Annotated in this window: 17 protein-coding genes and 2 pseudogenes; 8 read left to right on the top strand and 11 right to left on the bottom strand. The window is 69.2% G+C overall.

Translation table 11 applies throughout. The features are described 5' to 3' along the window. Positions 1-27 precede the first annotated feature (27 nt). The 3 genes and pseudogenes from ACFYY6_RS33075 to ACFYY6_RS33065 all read right to left on the bottom strand — a co-directional run. A pseudogene (locus ACFYY6_RS33075) lies at positions 28-624 on the bottom strand (transposase family protein); the annotation flags it as partial. A gap of 142 nt (positions 625-766) precedes the next feature. Continuing rightward, a pseudogene (locus ACFYY6_RS33070) lies at positions 767-1,090 on the bottom strand (alpha/beta fold hydrolase); the annotation flags it as partial. An 82-nt stretch (positions 1,091-1,172) separates the two neighbouring features. After that, positions 1,173-1,862, bottom strand: coding sequence for a flavin reductase family protein (locus tag ACFYY6_RS33065; protein ID WP_351525462.1), 690 nt, complete (start codon positions 1,860-1,862; stop codon positions 1,173-1,175). 124 nt (positions 1,863-1,986) lie between these two features. Between ACFYY6_RS33065 and ACFYY6_RS33060 the strand changes: the two genes are divergently transcribed. Next, positions 1,987-2,535: a helix-turn-helix domain-containing protein gene (locus tag ACFYY6_RS33060; RefSeq protein ID WP_351624316.1), complete on the top strand. Its 549-nt coding sequence runs from the start codon at positions 1,987-1,989 to the stop codon at positions 2,533-2,535. Between the two features lie 24 nt (positions 2,536-2,559). Next, complete coding sequence (locus tag ACFYY6_RS33055) at positions 2,560-2,913, top strand: hypothetical protein (RefSeq protein WP_351525464.1); 354 nt, start codon at positions 2,560-2,562, stop codon at positions 2,911-2,913. 442 nt (positions 2,914-3,355) lie between these two features. Here the strand turns inward: ACFYY6_RS33055 and ACFYY6_RS33050 are convergent, their stop codons facing one another. Further along, positions 3,356-4,006: a helix-turn-helix domain-containing protein gene (locus ACFYY6_RS33050; protein ID WP_351525465.1), complete on the bottom strand. Its 651-nt coding sequence runs from the start codon at positions 4,004-4,006 to the stop codon at positions 3,356-3,358. 97 nt (positions 4,007-4,103) lie between these two features. Between ACFYY6_RS33050 and ACFYY6_RS33045 the strand changes: the two genes are divergently transcribed. After that, a complete protein-coding gene (locus ACFYY6_RS33045) occupies positions 4,104-4,478 on the top strand; it encodes a DoxX family protein (protein ID WP_351525466.1) in 375 nt (124 codons plus the stop codon). A 68-nt stretch (positions 4,479-4,546) separates the two neighbouring features. On the opposite strand, the gene ACFYY6_RS33040 is transcribed toward ACFYY6_RS33045, so the two are convergent. Further along, the gene (locus tag ACFYY6_RS33040) at positions 4,547-5,065 is read right to left on the bottom strand and encodes a hypothetical protein (protein ID WP_388651732.1); all 519 of its coding nucleotides are present in this window, start codon (positions 5,063-5,065) and stop codon (positions 4,547-4,549) included. 251 nt (positions 5,066-5,316) lie between these two features. On the opposite strand from ACFYY6_RS33040, the gene ACFYY6_RS33035 reads away from it, so the two are divergent. Continuing rightward, positions 5,317-5,655 (top strand): hypothetical protein, encoded by a 339-nt coding sequence (locus tag ACFYY6_RS33035; RefSeq protein ID WP_389197043.1) that lies wholly within the window; start codon positions 5,317-5,319, stop codon positions 5,653-5,655. A 553-nt stretch (positions 5,656-6,208) separates the two neighbouring features. Here the strand turns inward: ACFYY6_RS33035 and ACFYY6_RS33030 are convergent. From ACFYY6_RS33030 to ACFYY6_RS33020, 3 genes are all read right to left on the bottom strand, one after another. Beyond that, positions 6,209-7,114, bottom strand: a complete 906-nt coding sequence (locus tag ACFYY6_RS33030; protein WP_389197041.1) for a PhzF family phenazine biosynthesis protein — start codon at positions 7,112-7,114, stop codon at positions 6,209-6,211. Between the two features lie 297 nt (positions 7,115-7,411). Then, positions 7,412-8,101 carry an IS630 family transposase gene (locus tag ACFYY6_RS33025; RefSeq protein WP_389197039.1) on the bottom strand — a complete coding sequence of 230 codons (690 nt, stop codon included), beginning with the start codon at positions 8,099-8,101 and terminating at the stop codon, positions 7,412-7,414. Positions 8,102-8,577: 476 nt separating this feature from the next. Further along, positions 8,578-9,216 (bottom strand): LysE family translocator, encoded by a 639-nt coding sequence (locus ACFYY6_RS33020; protein ID WP_389197053.1) that lies wholly within the window; start codon positions 9,214-9,216, stop codon positions 8,578-8,580. Positions 9,217-9,315: 99 nt separating this feature from the next. On the opposite strand from ACFYY6_RS33020, the gene ACFYY6_RS33015 reads away from it, so the two are divergent. Next, on the top strand, positions 9,316-9,546 hold the full coding sequence (locus tag ACFYY6_RS33015) for a helix-turn-helix domain-containing protein (RefSeq protein ID WP_351524840.1): 231 nt from the start codon (positions 9,316-9,318) through the stop codon (positions 9,544-9,546). A 169-nt stretch (positions 9,547-9,715) separates the two neighbouring features. Here ACFYY6_RS33015 and ACFYY6_RS33010 read toward each other — a convergent pair whose 3' ends face one another. Continuing rightward, a complete protein-coding gene (locus ACFYY6_RS33010; protein ID WP_351524839.1) occupies positions 9,716-10,585 on the bottom strand; it encodes an IclR family transcriptional regulator C-terminal domain-containing protein in 870 nt (289 codons plus the stop codon). Positions 10,586-10,627: 42 nt separating this feature from the next. Here ACFYY6_RS33010 and ACFYY6_RS33005 point away from each other — a divergent pair, with 42 nt between their 5' ends. Genes ACFYY6_RS33005 through ACFYY6_RS32995 form a run of 3 tightly spaced genes read left to right on the top strand, consistent with a single transcriptional unit; the run spans position 10,628 to position 14,644 of the window. Next, entirely contained in the window at positions 10,628-11,848 is a 1,221-nt protein-coding gene (locus tag ACFYY6_RS33005) for a homoserine dehydrogenase (protein WP_351634028.1), read from the top strand. Beyond that, complete coding sequence (locus tag ACFYY6_RS33000) at positions 11,841-13,268, top strand: aldehyde dehydrogenase family protein (RefSeq protein WP_351634025.1); 1,428 nt, start codon at positions 11,841-11,843, stop codon at positions 13,266-13,268. The genes ACFYY6_RS33005 and ACFYY6_RS33000 overlap by 8 nt, the downstream gene beginning before the upstream one ends. Continuing rightward, a complete protein-coding gene (locus ACFYY6_RS32995; RefSeq protein ID WP_389197036.1) occupies positions 13,265-14,644 on the top strand; it encodes an aspartate ammonia-lyase in 1,380 nt (459 codons plus the stop codon). The genes ACFYY6_RS33000 and ACFYY6_RS32995 overlap by 4 nt, the downstream gene beginning before the upstream one ends. Positions 14,645-14,756: 112 nt before the next feature. Here ACFYY6_RS32995 and ACFYY6_RS32990 read toward each other — a convergent pair whose 3' ends face one another. Together ACFYY6_RS32990 and ACFYY6_RS32985 are read right to left on the bottom strand one after the other, a co-directional pair. After that, complete coding sequence (locus ACFYY6_RS32990) at positions 14,757-15,197, bottom strand: Lrp/AsnC family transcriptional regulator (protein ID WP_351524835.1); 441 nt, start codon at positions 15,195-15,197, stop codon at positions 14,757-14,759. 88 nt (positions 15,198-15,285) lie between these two features. Continuing rightward, positions 15,286-16,059: a cyclase family protein gene (locus ACFYY6_RS32985; protein ID WP_351524834.1), complete on the bottom strand. Its 774-nt coding sequence runs from the start codon at positions 16,057-16,059 to the stop codon at positions 15,286-15,288. Positions 16,060-16,088 lie beyond the last annotated feature (29 nt).

Genomic DNA, 16,088 nt, shown 5'->3' with positions numbered 1-16,088 from the left:
CTGGGACCTCCGCCTCCGGCGTTGTCGTCAGTCGCCGACGCTCCTTCCCCAAGCTCTCAGCTGCGTTCGAGCAGGGGAGACCCCATCCGACTCCCTCCTCCGCCTTGGATTCGAAGGCCTCAGACGCCGCTCCTTCCTCCACCGCCAATCGTGGACGAGGTCGTAAGCCTTGTCGGCCCAGCACTTCAGTCCGGCCTCGGCGAGTGCGTCGACGATGCCATGGGTACGGGCGGCGGTCACGTCGTGAGTGGAGCCGGGGAGCACGGGCGAAGCCCATAGCAGCCGTCCGAATGGGTCGGTGAGGACTTGGACGTTCATGCCGTGGCGCTTGTGCTTGCCGGAGTAGTACGGGGTGTTGGCGGCGATTCGGTCGATCGGCAGGAGCGTCCCGTCGAGGATTACGAAGGCCAGCCGGCGTGCGGTCCGCATCGCCTCGGCCAGGCTGGGGGCGAGTGCGGCCAGGACCTGTATCGCTTCGCTGACGTAACGGTAGACGGTCGCAATCCCGATGCCGAACGCGGCGTCCAGCTGAGCGTAGGTGTCGCCGCAGCGCAGGTGAGCCAGGACCAGAAGCGCCTGCCGGCTCGGCGTGATGCGACGCCATCGGGTGCCGATCTTGCGGCGGTGAGCGGGTCACGACGGCTGCGGGCTCGAAACGCCACTGCCATCGTCCGTCGCTGCGTCGTACGAGGTGCTCGGCGACCTCCTCGTCCACGGCCGCGGCGGAGACGATCGGCCAGGCCGACCTCCGCTTCGCGCGCGCTTGTTCCGGGTCCGTGAAGAAGCCGGAACTCAGCGTCCGGCGGGCCTGTTCGTGCATCTGCCCGGCGGGCAGGCCGACCGAGGGGTCGAGCAGGACGATGCCGCCCACGCGTTGGGGGGCCGCGTGGGCCAGGCGCAGCGCGATCAGCCCGCCGAACGACTGCGCAAGCAGATCCACACGGTCCAGGTTGCGGGCGGCCAGCACGGCAAGCATGTCCGTTACATGGGCTTCGGTGTTCCACGGCGGGGCATGGTCGGAGCGTCCATCCCGCGCAGGTCCGGCGCGATGACCGAGAAGTCGTACAAGGACGTCTCGACGCGCCGGCAACGAGCGCCGTGCCCCTTGATCCCGTGCAGAGCGAGCAGTGCGGGCCCTTCGGCTGCACCGTAGTGACGGACGTACGGCGCCGTCACGTGTGCCCGCCTGCTTCGCTGCCGGGTGCTCCGGCCATGTGATTACGTGGTGTGGCGGAGCGGTAGGAGTGGCCGAGTTCCGGGCCGAGGCCGAAGTAGTGCCGGAAGTTGTAGATGAGCGGGCTCCATGCGGCTGGGTCGATGTGATCGGTACCGGGGACGACTATGTGGGGGTCGGCGTGCACCTTCAGCACGTGGGCCTCGACGATGAGGAACTCACCGGAGGCGTCCGGCCGGATGCGCTCGGCACGTGCCTCCAACTGGAGGGGGCATCCGTCGACCCGCGGCGGGCGGACCGTGTGGGACGGGCGGCTGCTCAGCCGCGCCGCGCCGAATTTGTCCTTTTCGAAGCGGCAGCCGTCGTGCTTGGTCGGGGGGACCGGATGGCGGCCGGTGAGCGGGGCCAGACGCTCCACGGCCTGCCACTGACCGGGGGCGGCGATGTTGATCACGAGTTCGGGACGGGCGGTGAGGTTGCGCGCGGTCTGGCCGTCCCGGCCCAGGCCGAGCACGATCACCTGTCCCAGCGCCCATGCGGAGGAGATCGGCGCGAGGTTGACGGAGGCGTCCGGGTTCTCGGTAGTCAGGAGCACCACGGGAGTGCCGAAGTACAGAACGCTCGGCTCTATGGAGACACAGGGGTCGGTGCCGGAGCCGGGCCGGACGAGGGGCTCAACGATCTTCATGACCGAAGCGTAGGGGCGGATCACTTCGGCACCCGCCGAACCGTTCCCGTCCCGTGAGACTCGGAGCAAAGTTAAGGAACGATCGTTCTTGACTGGTCGTTCCTAAACTGTGTACGGTCATTCCATGGGACGACCGAGAGGGTTCAATGAGGCTGACGTAGTCCGGTCGGCGGCGAAACTCTTCGCAACCCGGACCTACGACGGCACATCCGTGGACGACCTGGTGTCACACCTCGGTGTGCACCGCAACAGCCTGTACAAGACGTTCGGCAGCAAACGCGGCCTCTACCTGGCCGCGCTGAAGTGGTCCCTGGAGCATGAGGTGGCCGGCCTGGTGGAGCGCGTCACGGCAGCGGGCGGCCGCACGGAAAAGACGCACGACGTCCTCGCCGACGCGGTCACCGGAACAGCACTCGACCTGGTCCTGCTGGCCGCGGTCGAACGGGCGCCGGTGGATGCCGAGGTGGCCCAACTGGTCGGCGAGGCGTTCACCGCGCTGGACAGGGCAGTCGGCGACGCGGACCGCGCCGCCGACAACAGGAACGCCACCGCCTCACCCGTAGCGGCCACCGCACTGCTCATCGGGCTGCGCACACGGACCAGGTCCGGCACGACCGACGAGGGCATCATCCGAGCAGGCGTCGGCCTGGCGCAGCGCCTCGGCCAGCCCTGACACTCTCACAGCAAAGGAAGCACCATGGCACACATCAGCATCGACGACGGCAACCTGATCGTGGAGATCGAGGGGCTGGACAAACTCTGGGCGCTCAAGAGCCGCCTGACCATTCCGCTGGCCCACGTGCGCGGCGCCACGGCCGACCCCGGGATCGCCAAGGAGCCCAAGGGGCTCCGATCCCCGGGCACCCATGTCCCGGGCGTCGTCACCGCCGGCACCTTCCACGTCGACGGCGAACGGATCTTCTGGGACGTCCGCGACCCGGCCAAGGCAGTGGTCATCCAACTGGCCGACGAGCGCTATGCCCGCCTCGTGATCCAGGTTTCCGATCCCCGCACGACGGTGGCACTCGTTGAAGACGCCCTGCCCAACTGACAGTGAGGATGTGACGTGGTGATGCTGCTGGTGGGCCTGACTCGCCAACTGACCGACGTTTCGACTGTCCTGTTTGGGAATTGTCGGCCCACCGGGCGTCACCATGCACGCGGCCGGACGGGCGCTTGTGACTTCAGGAGCTTGGTCCAGAAGCCCCGTCACTGTCGGGCCTCGCCCTGCGGGCAGCGGCAGACGCCCAGGCCCTGGGAGCGAGCTTCGGAGGTGGGGCCAGGGTGCGGGCGCGTTCAAGCGGTGAGGCCGATGCCGGCCAGTAGCTGGCGCTGCTCGTGGTGGAGGCTGTTGTAACTGGCGCATTGGGTGAACAGCCATTCGAGGTGGCTGTGGGCAGGGTGCCGGGGTCGGTCGTGGTGTCCAGGGGTCGGTCGGCGGTGTGGGTGCGGGCGGTGTGGAGGGCTTGGCGCCTGGGTCGTACGGACTTCGATCAGCGACGCGGCCGTGCTGCGAGCATCGCGTCGTGAAGTTCCTCGGGGCCGGGAACGGGCGGCAGTGGCGACGTGGGCCCGTCGGGGCGGCAGGAGTCGAGCAGCAGGGAGACCAGGCGCTGCCAGGCGCCGGGGGCGGCGTGGCGGGTGGAGGAGAGTACGCCGGTGTTGGCCATCAGGAACAGGATGACGTCGCTGCTGGTGATCTCGGGGCGCAGGCGGTGTTGTTGCTGTGCGCGGCGGATCAGGGTGTCGAGGGCTTCTATGGCGCGGGAACGTGGCTCTTCCATGGCCGGTGAGTCGGGGAAGCAGGCGGTAAAGGCCTCGGTGACGGCGCGGTCGGCGGCCTGCATGGCACAGATGCGCTCGACGAAGCCTTTGAAGCCTTCCCAGGGGTCGGGGGTGAGCATCGCCTCCTCGGCGAGGCGGGCCAGATCGGTCATGCGGTCGCTCAGCACCGCCTCGATCAGGGCTTCCCGTTCGGGGAAACGCCGGTAGAGCGTGGCGATGTTGACTTCGGCCTGTCGCGCGACGTCCTCCAAGGGCGCACCCAGACCGCGCTCGGCGAACACGGTGCGGGCAGCCGCCATGATGCGTTGCCGGTTGACCTCGGCGTCCCTGCGCAGCCTTCGGCTCTGCTCGGATCCCATGACCTGGATCCTACAAGTGAAGGTGGTACTGCGGTTCTGGTAGCTTGAGCGTCACAACAAACCGCAGGGGTCCCTTCACTTATGGAATGAGTGTGCTGTGCTCGTTGTCCTGTGGGTCGCCCAGGCCCTCCTCGCCGTACTGTTCACCGCCGCCGGCGGGATGAAGCTGGTCATGTCCCCGGACGCCATGGTCCCACTCATGCCGTGGGTCGTGGACTTCCGTCCCGAGACGATCAAAGTGATCGGAGCACTGGAGGTACTTGGTGCGGTGGGGCTGATCCTTCCCCGCGCCACGGACATCGCCCCGGTACTCACCCCGGCCGCCGCGGCCGGCCTCGCCTGCATCATGGCCGGCGGCGCGGTCGTGCATGTCACCCGAGGTGAATATCCCCACAGCATCGGCAACATCACCGTGTTCGTGGTGGCTCTGTTGACCGCCTGGGGGGCACTTCGCTCCCTCTCCTCCCGCTGATCCCTCCCTCACATCCTTCGTCTGCTGCCTTGGTTATGTGGGGGTGGCAGCCAGGTGCGACGCTCGTTCTATGCCCAGCGGGCGTGAGCGATGCTGCCCGGGAGCGTTGGTTGCCGACCCAGGCTCCCAGTCGGAAAGGGACGCTGCTCCTGGTCCCCGCCGTCGGCCTCAACCACGATGGTCCTGATGTGCTTGCGTGGGACTCGGAGGTGGCCTTCGCGTTCGTAGAACTGCTTGGCAGCGGTGAGGTGCAGCGCCGACTTCTCCGCTTGGCTGGTGCGCGGCTTCGGCTTCTCGTCCTCGCTGGCGGGTTCGATTCCGAGGATGTGTTCGCACATCCACTGCTGCACTGTGGTGAGTTTGTCCCAGCCCAGTCTCACGGTCTTCACCCAGCGTCCGAGGTCTTCGCCCTGGTGTACGACGACGCCAGGTTCGGTGGGCAACTCACCGCGGACCGCCTCCAGGTGCAGCCTCGTGAGGTGGAAAGACCGCTGCCATTCGACGGGCCAGATGGGGCACCAGGACGGGGCGATCTCTTCCAGTTGCTCGCGCCGCTCCTGCGACAGCGCTCCGGAGCACGACTCCACTGGCAGGCCCTCGGCTTGGTGTCGGCTTACACGTGAACGTGGCTCTGGCTAGAAGTTCGTGGTCGGAGATCATCCTGGTGCCGCGGCAGTCTGCTCTGCGGGGTGGGTAGCCTTTGTCCGAAGGTGACCTCCGGCGAGCAAGTGCCGGGGCTGACCGTGCGCTACCAGCGACGAACACACAGTTGCAGCGCCTGGTGGAGGCTGTCGGTGTCGTGCTGGCAAGCCGGGGCGGTGCCCGGATGCTGCGGATCTTGAACGTGACACTGTCGCGGTGCACCGTTCTGTCCCAGCTGATGCGGGTGCCGCTTCCTCCTCTGGAGACACCCCTGGTGCTGGGGGTGGACGACTTCGCGCTCTACGGCGGCGCCTACGGAACTCTCCTGGTCGACGCCACAACCCGGCTCCCGCTCACGCTCTGGGAAGGACGCGACACGGACAACTCAGCCACTGGCTCCGCGATCCTCCAGTCGTCGAGGTCGCCTGCCGCCGGGGGGCAGCTCCCAGATGGCTCCCAGGTTTGGCAGGTACTCCCGGGCCCGATCATGACCGTAGTGGTGTGGGGCTATCCGCCCTGGCGTGAGGACCAGTAGTCGACAAGGTCGGGCCCGGTCATGCTGGCGGTCACCATTCCGTGGGTCGGCTTGGCGACACGAGCGTGGATGTACGGTCGCTCGGTCTTGTCGGCGCACCCCTGTCAGGCTGCGGAAGACCGCCATCATGCCGCCATGATGCCGCCCCGGTGTCGCCTCTGGAAGCGTGGCACGAAGAGGCCGGCGCCGGGGCTCGGGGCTTCGACCGGGATGAGGGCCGTCATGCCCCGGCTTCTCCACCTGTGGGGCGTAGCGCCGCTCCAGCCGACGGCTGGGCCACCTCCCAGTGAGCTCCGCAGCCGACTCTGACGGCCGACCACCCGCGCGTACCCGAGGCTGCCCAATGGGTGGCGGCCCCGGGGCAGGTGGGCGGCCTTGACGTGGGAGCCCCCGCTGTCGGCGACGGGCAGCACCATGACCGGCGCCCGGGTGCCTTCGCCGGTGCTGAACGCGGTGAAAGCGTCGGCGACCGGCTCCACGAGGTCGGCAAGGTCCACGACCGCGCGAATAGGGTCGGCCGTGTGAAGGGGAAAGCTGGGCATGGCAATGGTCCTCACTCGGGCAGGGCGTCCAGGGTTCCCCTGGCCACCATGCTCACGTCGCCGCCGACCCGGATGTTGTGCAGCGCGTCGGGGCGCCCCTGCGGCAGGACGGTGAGCCGGCTCGGACGGCCGGTGAAACGCCCCTGCCCCAGGGTGAGCTCCTCCTCGACGGGCACAACGCGGTGCAGGGCGAGGTACGCGCCGACGCAGCCCGCCGCACTGCCGGTCGCGATGTCCTCCAGAACGCCGTCGTTGTTCCAGTGGCGACCTTCCAGCGCCTCGATGTCGAGCACGTACGCGAACTGCGCGCCGTACCGCCCGACGAGCTCCGCGAAGTCGCTGCGGACGATCCTCGCCTCGGCCAGGCCCCCCACCACCGGCACGATGAGATAGGGCAGGCCGGTGGAGACGACACACAGGGGAAGATCGGCGAGTACCCGGGTGGGCAGATTCAGCGCCGCGGCGATCTCCGTCCTGTCCTCCGTCGGTACAGTCGCGAGGAATTCCGGCGCTCCCTGGTCGAGCTCCGCGTGGTACCCGGTGGCGGTGCGCCAGGTCGTCACCTCGACGGTCCTGCCGACCAGGCGCAACGTCCGGCGCCGCGGCCCCCGACCGCCGTCACGCTCGTGAAGGACGGCGGCCGCGCCCAGGACCGGATGGCCGGCGAAGTCGAGTTCCTCGAAGAGGTCGAATACCCGGGCGGTGACGTCCTGGCTCTCATCATTGCCGCGCAGGAAGATCGTCTCGAAGTGCCGGAGTTCCTGGGTGATCGTGAGCATCTGTGCGGCGGAGAGGCCGGGGTCGTCGGGAAAGACGGCAAGGGAGTTGCCGGTGAACGCCTTGCCGGCAAACACATCGACATGGCGGTAGTGCAGGGGCGTGTGGTCTTCAGGACTGATGCGGTAGTGGCTGGTCACGGCTCGACGCTAGGGCGAGACCGTCCATCCGGTCATGGTCCAATCCCGGGAAAGTGGCCTACGTGAATGGCACGGCACGTCCCGGCGTCACGGTTCCCCCAGCTGCTCGGCAACTGGCGCGCCGGCGACGGACCGCTCGCGCGACGTTTGGCCGATGCCGTGGCGAAGGCCATCCGCGACGGTCGGTTCCTCTCGGGGCGCATCTTCCCGCCGAACGCCTGCTGGCCGGCGAGCTCGGTCTCGCGCGGGGCACCGTGACGACGGGCTACCAGATCCTGCGCGCCGAGCAGCTGATCGTTACTGACTTCGGCGTTCAGGCCGGTGCCGGCTATGAAGCCGTTGAGGGTGTCGGGCCGGTACTGGAGGCGTTTGGCACAGCCGGGTGCGGGAGCCGGGCCGCATGGCGATCAGTCCGGCCACCGACAGGTGTCCCGAGCGCCGCCCGCTCACCGTCACGACCGGGGTGCGGCCGCGCCGGCCCCAGGTGCGTCCTTTGGGCGGTCGGCGGGTGAAGCCTGCCTCGTCCTCGAAGCAGATGTACCCTCCGCAGGCCGCCCGTGCTCTTTTACCTCCGTCCAGGTCGCCTCCTTCCCACACCGCAACGGCCCGTTCGTCGCGCTCGGCGACCCGCCGCGCGGGCACCTGTGGGCTGAAGCCGAGTCGGTGCATCAGCCTCGTGGCCCCGGAGACGCTGTAGGAGACGTGGAACTTCCTGCCGATGAGCGTGGCCACCCTCGCCGCGGTCCACACCTGGTCCTCCACCCAGCCGTGCGCGGCCGGGCCCTGCTCCAGATACGCGGCGAGTCTCTCCAGGCAGCGCGGCGACAGCCGGCACCGCGACCCGCCTGGGCCACGGGAGGCCAGGGCCTGCACACCGCCATCCCGCCACAACTGGTGCCACTGATAGGCCGACTTCCGGCTTACCCGCAGGCACTGTGCCACCTCCGGCGGCTTGATCCCCTGCTCGCACAGCCCAGCCGCCCGCATCCGCACCACTTCCGTTATCAGATGAAGGCCCACACCCGCGCACGGCAGCGAGCACGCGCTCGTTCTGAGAGCTAGTGCCGCATCAGGCAACGTTCGCCCCGTCGCGACGCCCGGCACGCCCTCTCGCCGCACCGGCCGAAATCCCAAGTACATCCAGTACGAGGGCTTCCGGCCGGCACACCGAGAGCACGAGGTCTGCCCGGAAGGAGCGTCGTCCGGTGCTTCCCCAAGCTCTCAGCCTTGTTCGAGCAGGGGAGACCCCATTGATCGCAAGGCGGCCGAAAGCCCTCGGATGGGGTCTCCCCTGCTCGAACGAAGTCGAGAGCTCGGGGAAGGGCTACGTGGGCTTTCGGCCAACGCCGAAGGGGGTCCCCCCTGGCCCTTGAGGCCTTGGGGGAGTGCGTGCCGGACGGTGCGACGGGGCAAACGTTGCCTGCCGCGGCACTAGTTCCAGCCCTGTGACCGGCCGAAACGGATCAGTCCTTGCGCCCCGTCGCAGCGACGGTGACTCCCAGGCCGATCATGGCAAGCCCGCCGATCCCGCCCACCAAAGAAAGCCGCTGCGGCGAGCGCGCGAACCAGTCCCGGGCAGTGGCCGCGACCATCCCCCACACCATGTCGGACGCCACAGCGATGATGTTGAAGACCAGGCCCAACAGCAGCATCTGCACCGCGACATGCCCCTGGCTGCGGTCAACGAACTGCGGCAACACAGCGGCGAAGAACACGATCGTCTTCGGATTGGTCACCCCGACCGCGAACCCCTCCCAAAACGTCCGCAGACCACCCTGCGCCACTCCCACCCCAGTGACCGTCGGCTGCAACGACCCGCGCTCGCGCCATGCCTTGACGCCGAGGAACACCAAGTAGGCGGCACCCACCAGCTTGAGCACCGTGAAGACAAGAACCGAGCGTTCCACCACCGCCCCGACCCCGAATGCCACAGCCACGATCAGCATGTAGGCGCCGACCGTGTTCCCCACAACCGTGGTCAGCGCGGCACGGCGCCCCTGTGCCAACGCTCGCCCGATCACGAACAGCACACTGGGACCGGGAATTACGATCAGCAAGAATGACATGGCCGCGAAGGCGAGCATACGGTCAGTAGACACCATGAAGCTCATGCAAGCACGGGGAGGGACCGCCCATCCAGCCCATTTCCCATCCCAGTCCGAGCACCGGAGGCTGGAACGCGGTACGCGCCGGCTGACCTGGTGGTGAGAGCACGGATCATTGCTCCGAGCTGGGACGGTCTGCGGGTAGCAGGGATCGCGACGGAGCTGGGCTGTCACGCAAAGACGGTGCGGTGGTGGCTGCACCGTTTCAACATGCCGGGTGTGGAGGGGCGGAAGACCGGCCTGCAGCCGGCAGTCCGCGCCGGATCACCGAGGCAGAACTGTCGAGGGTCATCGGGCTGGCCAAGCAGGCCCCGCAGGGGCGTCTGACCAGGCGTGAGGAAGGTGAACTGGCCGCGGAGGACGAATCGGGGGCACCGGGGGCACTGACGAACTGCAACCGATGTGGTTCCGGCCGATCGCGGGCGGGGCACGGCGGCGAGAATGAGAACCGCCAGGAGCGGGCGGACTTTGACAGGCCGTTGCTACGCGGGCCTGGTCAGGACAGGTTCCCCAACTCGGCCGCCGCTGCCGTCAGATCGGTGCGGACCAGTTCCTCGTGCGGGGCGAGGTCGTTCTGCCGCCCCAGGACGGCGACGGCGGCGAAGACCCGGCCCCGGGCGTCGCGCACGGGCGCGGCGTACTCGGTGATGCCGTGCTCGAACTCCCCGTGCGCGGTGACCAGACCTCCGGGCGCGTCGCGTGCGTTGGCCCGGGCGACCTCGGCGGCCGAGTGGGCGGCGTTGGGGCCGCCGACTCCGATCAGTTCGTAACCCGCCAGCAGCATGGCGATCTCCTCCTCGGTGTGGTCCCACAACAGTGCGCGGCCCGCGCCCGTACACCAGCAGGGGGTCACCAGCGTCGCCCTGGTCAGCCACTGGTCGGCCATGCCGGGCGAGGGCTCGGCACGCAGCAGACGTACGAGGACACCGTCCCGGACGGACAGCCGGGCGCTGGCCCCGTGCCGGATCGCGAGGCGGCGCAGAATTGCCCGGCTGCTGTGCAGCAGACCGGGGTTGAGGGAGGCCGCCAGGGCGAAGAACTCGTGGGCGGCGCGCAGAGTGGAGTCCTCGCGGCGTTCGAGGAAGCCCTTGTCGCACAGCTCCTGCGTCATCCGTGAGGCCTTGCTGCGCTCCAGGCCCATCTCGTCGGCGAGCCTGCTGACGTTGAACCCGGTGCGCCCGGACCGCTCGCGGTCGACTACGGCGTCGACGAGGCGCAGTCCGGTGCGCAGCGACGAGGCCGTGGAGTTCCCGGAGTCGCTCCTGCCCGGCCGGCCGCTCCCGGACGGCCCAGATCCTCCGGGACCGGGCCGGTCACCGCCCTGCTGGGACCGCTCGGATCGCTTGTCGGGGCCCAATGCTGTCACGTCGGCACTATAGCGATCCGCTCGTCGCAGGAGCGGATCGTCATGAGCCTCGGCCGCATCGGCACGGTCTGGATGACCGCCCCGGGCGCAACGCTGTTCAGCACGCACAGGGTCCACGTGAAGGAGAACCAGATGACCCGATACGACCTCGCCCTCATCGGATTCGGCGGTGTCAACCGCGCGCTCGCCGAATTGATCACCGAGCGGGGCGACGCACTTGCCGCCGAACTGGGGTTCGGTCTGCGCGTGGTGGCCATCACCGATCTGCGTGCCGGTTCGCTGGTGCGCGCCGACGGCATCGAACTGGCTCCGCTGCTCGCGGCCACGCCCAGCGAACTGGACTTCTCCCGCATGGCGGGCGGCAGCCCTGATCCCCGCAACGAGTGGGTGATCCGGGAGGTACCGGCCGACATCGTCGCCGAGGCGACCTTCACCAATCCCGAGGACGGCCAGCCCGCACTGTCGCACGTGCGATGGGCGCTGGAGGCCGGGAAGCACGTCTGTACCACCAATAAGGGCCCGGTGGCACTGCACGGGCGCGAGCTGAAGGAACTGGCCCGGCGTCATGACGTCGCCTTCGAGTGCGAGGGATCAGTGCTCAGCGGCACGCCCGTGCTGCGCACGGCGCGGCGGATGTTCGGGGGGCTGCGGGTGTCGACCGTCGAGGGCGTCATGAACGGCACGTCCAACTACATCCTCGGCCGGCTGGAGAGCGGCATGGCCTTCGCCGACGCGGTGGCCGAGGCCCAGGCGTTGGGATACGCGGAGGCCGACCCCACCGCCGACGTGGAGGGGCATGACGTCCAGCTGAAGGTCATGATCCTGGCCGGTGAGGTCCTGGGCACGGAACTGAAGCGCGCCGACGTGCCCTGCGAAGGTATCTCCGGCATCACCGCCGAGGACATAGAGGCAGCCGCGGCCGAAGGACTGCGCTGGAAACTGGTCGGATCGGCGACCCGGCGCCCCGACGGCACCGTGGATGCGCGCGTCGCGCCCGTGGCGCTGCCGGACAGCCACCCGCTGGCCGGGGTCTCAGGACCGGTGAACGCGGTGGCCTTCCACACCGACCTGCTGGGAACCGTCACGGTCTCCGGGCCCGGCGCGGGGCGCACGGAGACCGCGTACGCGCTGCTGTCGGACATCATCAGCATCCATGAGAGCCACAACGACCGCGGCACCCGAACCCAGGGAGCCACCGGCGGGGCACGCGCCGGCGCGCCGGTGGACAGCGCACGTGAGCTGGAGGAGACGAACCGTGTCTGAGACCGTGATCAACACCGCGCTGCACCTCGGCGACGACATGGCGCCTGTGCGCAACCCCTACACCGGCGAGACGATCGGCTCGGTCTGTGCCGTCGCTGCGGACGCCCTGGAAGCCGTAATGCTGCGGGCCCGTGCCGGCCGCACCACTGCGCGGGCCATGTCGCGGGCCGCCCGGGCCAAGGTCCTCGACAGCGCGGCCCGGCTGGTGGAGGAACGCGCCGAGTCTTTCGCCCGGCTGATCGTGAGTGAGGCGGGGAAGACACTCGTCCAGGCCCGCAAGGAGACCGCCCGCGCGGTCAATACCTTGCGTCTGTCGGCCGCCGAGGCCCGGCGCAACGCCGGTGAGGTGGTGCCCTTCGACGCGTACGAGGGCTCCGAGGACCGCCAGGGGTGGTTCACCCGGGAGCCGCTGGGGATCATCGCCGCCATCACCCCGTACAACGACCCGCTGAACCTGGTCGCTCACAAGCTGGGGCCCGCCGTCGCGGGCGGCAACGCGGTGGTACTCAAACCGTCCGCGCTGACCCCGCTGTCGGCGCTGCGCCTGGTGGACACCCTGGTCGAGGCCGGTCTGCCCAAGGAGGTCGTGACCGTCGTCAACGGCGGGCCCGAGCTGGGTGCGGCCCTCGTTGCTTCGCGCGACGTGCGGATGGTGTCCTTCACCGGAGGTTTCCGCACCGGTGAGGCGATCGCCCGCTCGGCGGGACTGAAGAAACTCGCGATGGATCTCGGCGGCAACGCACCCGTGATCGTCATGGAGGACGCGGACCTGGACGCCGCCGTGGAGGGCTGTGTGTCCGGTGCCTTCTGGGCGGCCGGCCAGAACTGTATCGGCGTCCAGCGGGTCCTTGTCGCCCGCCAGGTGTATGCGGCCTTCCGCGACGCCTTCGTCGCGCGAACACTGCGGCTGAGGGAGGGCGACCCGACGGACGAGCGTACGGACGTAGGGCCGATGATCACAGCCGGCTCGGCGGCCGCTGCCAAGGCCCTGGTCGACGCGGCGCTCGAGCAGGGGGCGACTCTGCTGTGCGGCAATCGGCTCGACGGCAGTGTCTATGCCCCGACGGTCCTGGAGGACGTCCCGGGCACGGCTGCGGTGTGGCAGGACGAGGCGTTCGCGCCGGTCGTCGTCCTCCAGCCCTTCGACTCGTTCGGGGAGGCCGTCGAGCGGGCCAACGAGATCGAGTTCAGCCTGCACGCCGGTATCTTCACCTCCCGGCTGGACCGTGCCCTGGAGGCTGCCCGGCGGCTGGACGCCGGAGGCGTCATGGTCAACGACTCCTCCGACTACCGCTTCGACGCGATGCCGTTCGGCGGCTTCAAGTACGGCAGCATGGGCCGTGAGGGGGTGCGGTTCGCCTACGAGGAGATGACCCAGCCCAAGGTCGTCTGCTTCAACGGGACGGGCGACGGCCGGTGAGCGGCTTCCGCATCGAGTCCGACTCTCTGGGCGAGGTGGAGATCCCCCAGGCGGCGTACTGGGGCGTGCACACCGCCCGCGCTCTGGAGAACTTCCGGATCAGTGGTGTCTCGGCGGCCTCCCATCCGCACCTGGTGCGGGCCATGGCCGCCGTGAAACACGCGGCGGCCATGGCCAATGATGAGGTCGGTGCTCTGGAGCCGCGCAAGGCACGGGCTATCGCCGAGGCGTGCGCCGAAATCGAACGGGGTCGCTACCACGAGGAGTTCGTCGTGGACGTCGTCCAGGGCGGTGCCGGCACCAGCACCAACATGAACGCCAACGAGGTCATCGCCAACCTCGCCCTGGAACGCCTGGGTTGTGCCCGTGGACGGTACGACGTCCTCCACCCGCTCGACGATGTCAACAGATGCCAGTCGACCAACGATGTCTACCCGACGGCCCTGAAGATCGCCGTGAGTGCGGCTCTCGCCGACCTCTCCGTTGAACTCGGCCTGCTGTCCGAGGCGTTCACGGCCAAGGGCAGGGAGTTCCGGCATGTCGTGAAGGTGGGCCGCACCCAGTTGCAGGACGCGGTCCCGATGACACTCGGCCAGGAGTTCGCCGCGTTCGGCGTCACTCTGGCCGAGGACACGGCCCGCATCTCCGAAACGCTTCCGCTGCTCGCCGAGACCAACCTCGGCGCCACCGCGGTCGGCACCGGCATCACCGCGGCACCCGGATACGCCCAGGCCGCTGTCCGGCATCTGCGGGCACTGACCGGGCTGGACCTGAAGGCGGCGTCCGACCTCGTCGAAGCAACCTCCGACACTGGTGTGTTCCTCCAGGCGTCCGGGGTCCTCAAGCGCACGGCAGTGAAGCTGTCGAAGATCTGCAGCGATCTGCGGCTGCTGTCCAGCGGCCCGCAGTCCGGCCTCGGGGAGATCAATCTGCCGCCGCGCCAGGCCGGCTCCTCGATCATGCCGGGCAAGGTCAACCCGGTGATCCCGGAACTGGTCAACCAGATCGCCTTCGCCACGGCCGGGGCCGACGTGGCGATCACCATGGCCGCCGACAACGGGCAGTTGCAGCTCAACGCCTTCGAGCCGCTCATCGGCCACCTGCTGCTCCAGCACATCGCGTGGCTGACTCGCGGCTGCGCCACTCTGCGCACCCTGTGCGTGGTCGGGATCACAGCCAACGAGGAGCGACTGGCGCGGCAGGCCGCAGGGTCTGTCGGGGCGGTGACGGCGCTGACACCTCGCATCGGGTACGCGGCAGCGGCCGAGGCCGCCCGGCAGGCACTGGCCACCGGTGCCGACGTGCTGGACGTCGTCGTCGACAGCGGTCTGCTCGACCGTGACAGCGCCGAGCAATTGCTCCGGGCGGGCGTCTGACGGGACGCCCGCAGCCCCTGGGGCATGGGACGCGGCCGGCCCCGCAGGGCAGCCCGCGTACCGCTGCTGCCCGTCGGCCCGCCGGGGGCAGCAGCTCCCTCGGCCCTGCGATTCAGGACCGGCTGCGGTCGACGACGCGGGACAGCGCGAGAGTGGTGACCGTGTCACGTACACCGGGCATCTGGGCCATGTGCTCCCAGATGCCCCTTACGCGTTCCAGGGACCGGGCCTCCAGACTGACCAGCAGGTCGAACTCACCGCTGAGCACGTCGCAGGAGACGACTTCGGGGATGCGCCTGATCGCCGCGAGGACATCCCCGCCGCGCATCCGGTCCTTCCGGTAGACGAGCACATGGGCGCGGACCAGATCCGCGGCCGCCGTGCCGGACGGGCGGACTAGGGTGTAGCCGCCGATGTGCCCCTGCCGCTCGAGACGTTCCACCCGTTGGCGCACGGCATTCCTGGACAACTGCACACGCTGGCCGAGTTCGGCGTGGGTGATGCGGGCGTTGCGGGTCAGTTCAGCGATGATCTTCTCATCGACGGCGTCCATGGCCTCGACTCCTGGTCCTGGTCGTGAAAGGACCCCGGCGGCCTGCTGGCCGCCGGGGGCGGGGGCATCGGTTACTGCTCCGGCTCTCTCATCGGACAGTGCACTCCGCCCCGTGGAGGGCGAACACCCGGGCCGGGAAGCCGGACCCGCCCTGCGGCTTCGGCCAGGTCGCGACGATCAGGGCGCCCGCCTCGGGGACCCGGTCGAGGTTGGCCATCAGCTCGATCTGCCACCGGTCGCGCTCCAGGACATACCGCTCCAGGCTGAAGTCACCTGCCGAGGTAGCCAGACCGGGGTCGGTGTCGGTCTGCTCGTGACCGATGGCGGTCACGCCCACCTCCTCGAAAAGATGGCGCAGTACCGGGCCCGACCAGCCCGGCGCGTGGCTGAGGCCCGCCTCGTCCCGGTTGGCCATGGCGGACGGGTCCGGCCAGCGGCGGCTCCAGCCCGTGCGCAGGGCCACGAAGGACCCGGCCGGTATGCGGCCGTTGCGGCCTTCCCAGGCGGTCACGTCGTCCAGCGTGGGCACGGAGTCGGGATCGGCCTCGACACGGTCGGAGATGTCGAGGACGACCAGCGGCAGGAGCATCTCCTCGACGGGGATGTCGTCCAGCGTGCGTGCGCCGTCCACGAAGTGCACGGGCGGGTCGACGTGGGTGCCCCACTGGCCGACGAGCGTGTAGAGGTGCACATTGAAGCCGTCGCCGCGCTTCATGTCGAAGGGCATCTCGCGGCGCTCGTCCGGGAACGCCGGAAAGTGCGGCTGGCCCGGGTGGAAGGCGTGGGTGAGGTCCGTGTGGACGGACGTCTCGGTCAGCTCGCGCAGGGCGGCCCACAGGCGGGGCTCGGGGAAGCGGTCCATGTGCTGTTCGACCTTGTCTCTGTGGTGGG

The sequence above is a fragment of the Streptomyces sp. NPDC001750 genome (assembly GCF_042892615.1).
Taxonomy (GTDB): Bacteria; Actinomycetota; Actinomycetes; order Streptomycetales; family Streptomycetaceae; genus Streptomyces.
The sequence above is the reverse complement of the archived record's forward strand: the minus strand, read 5'-3'. Positions and strand labels throughout refer to the sequence as shown.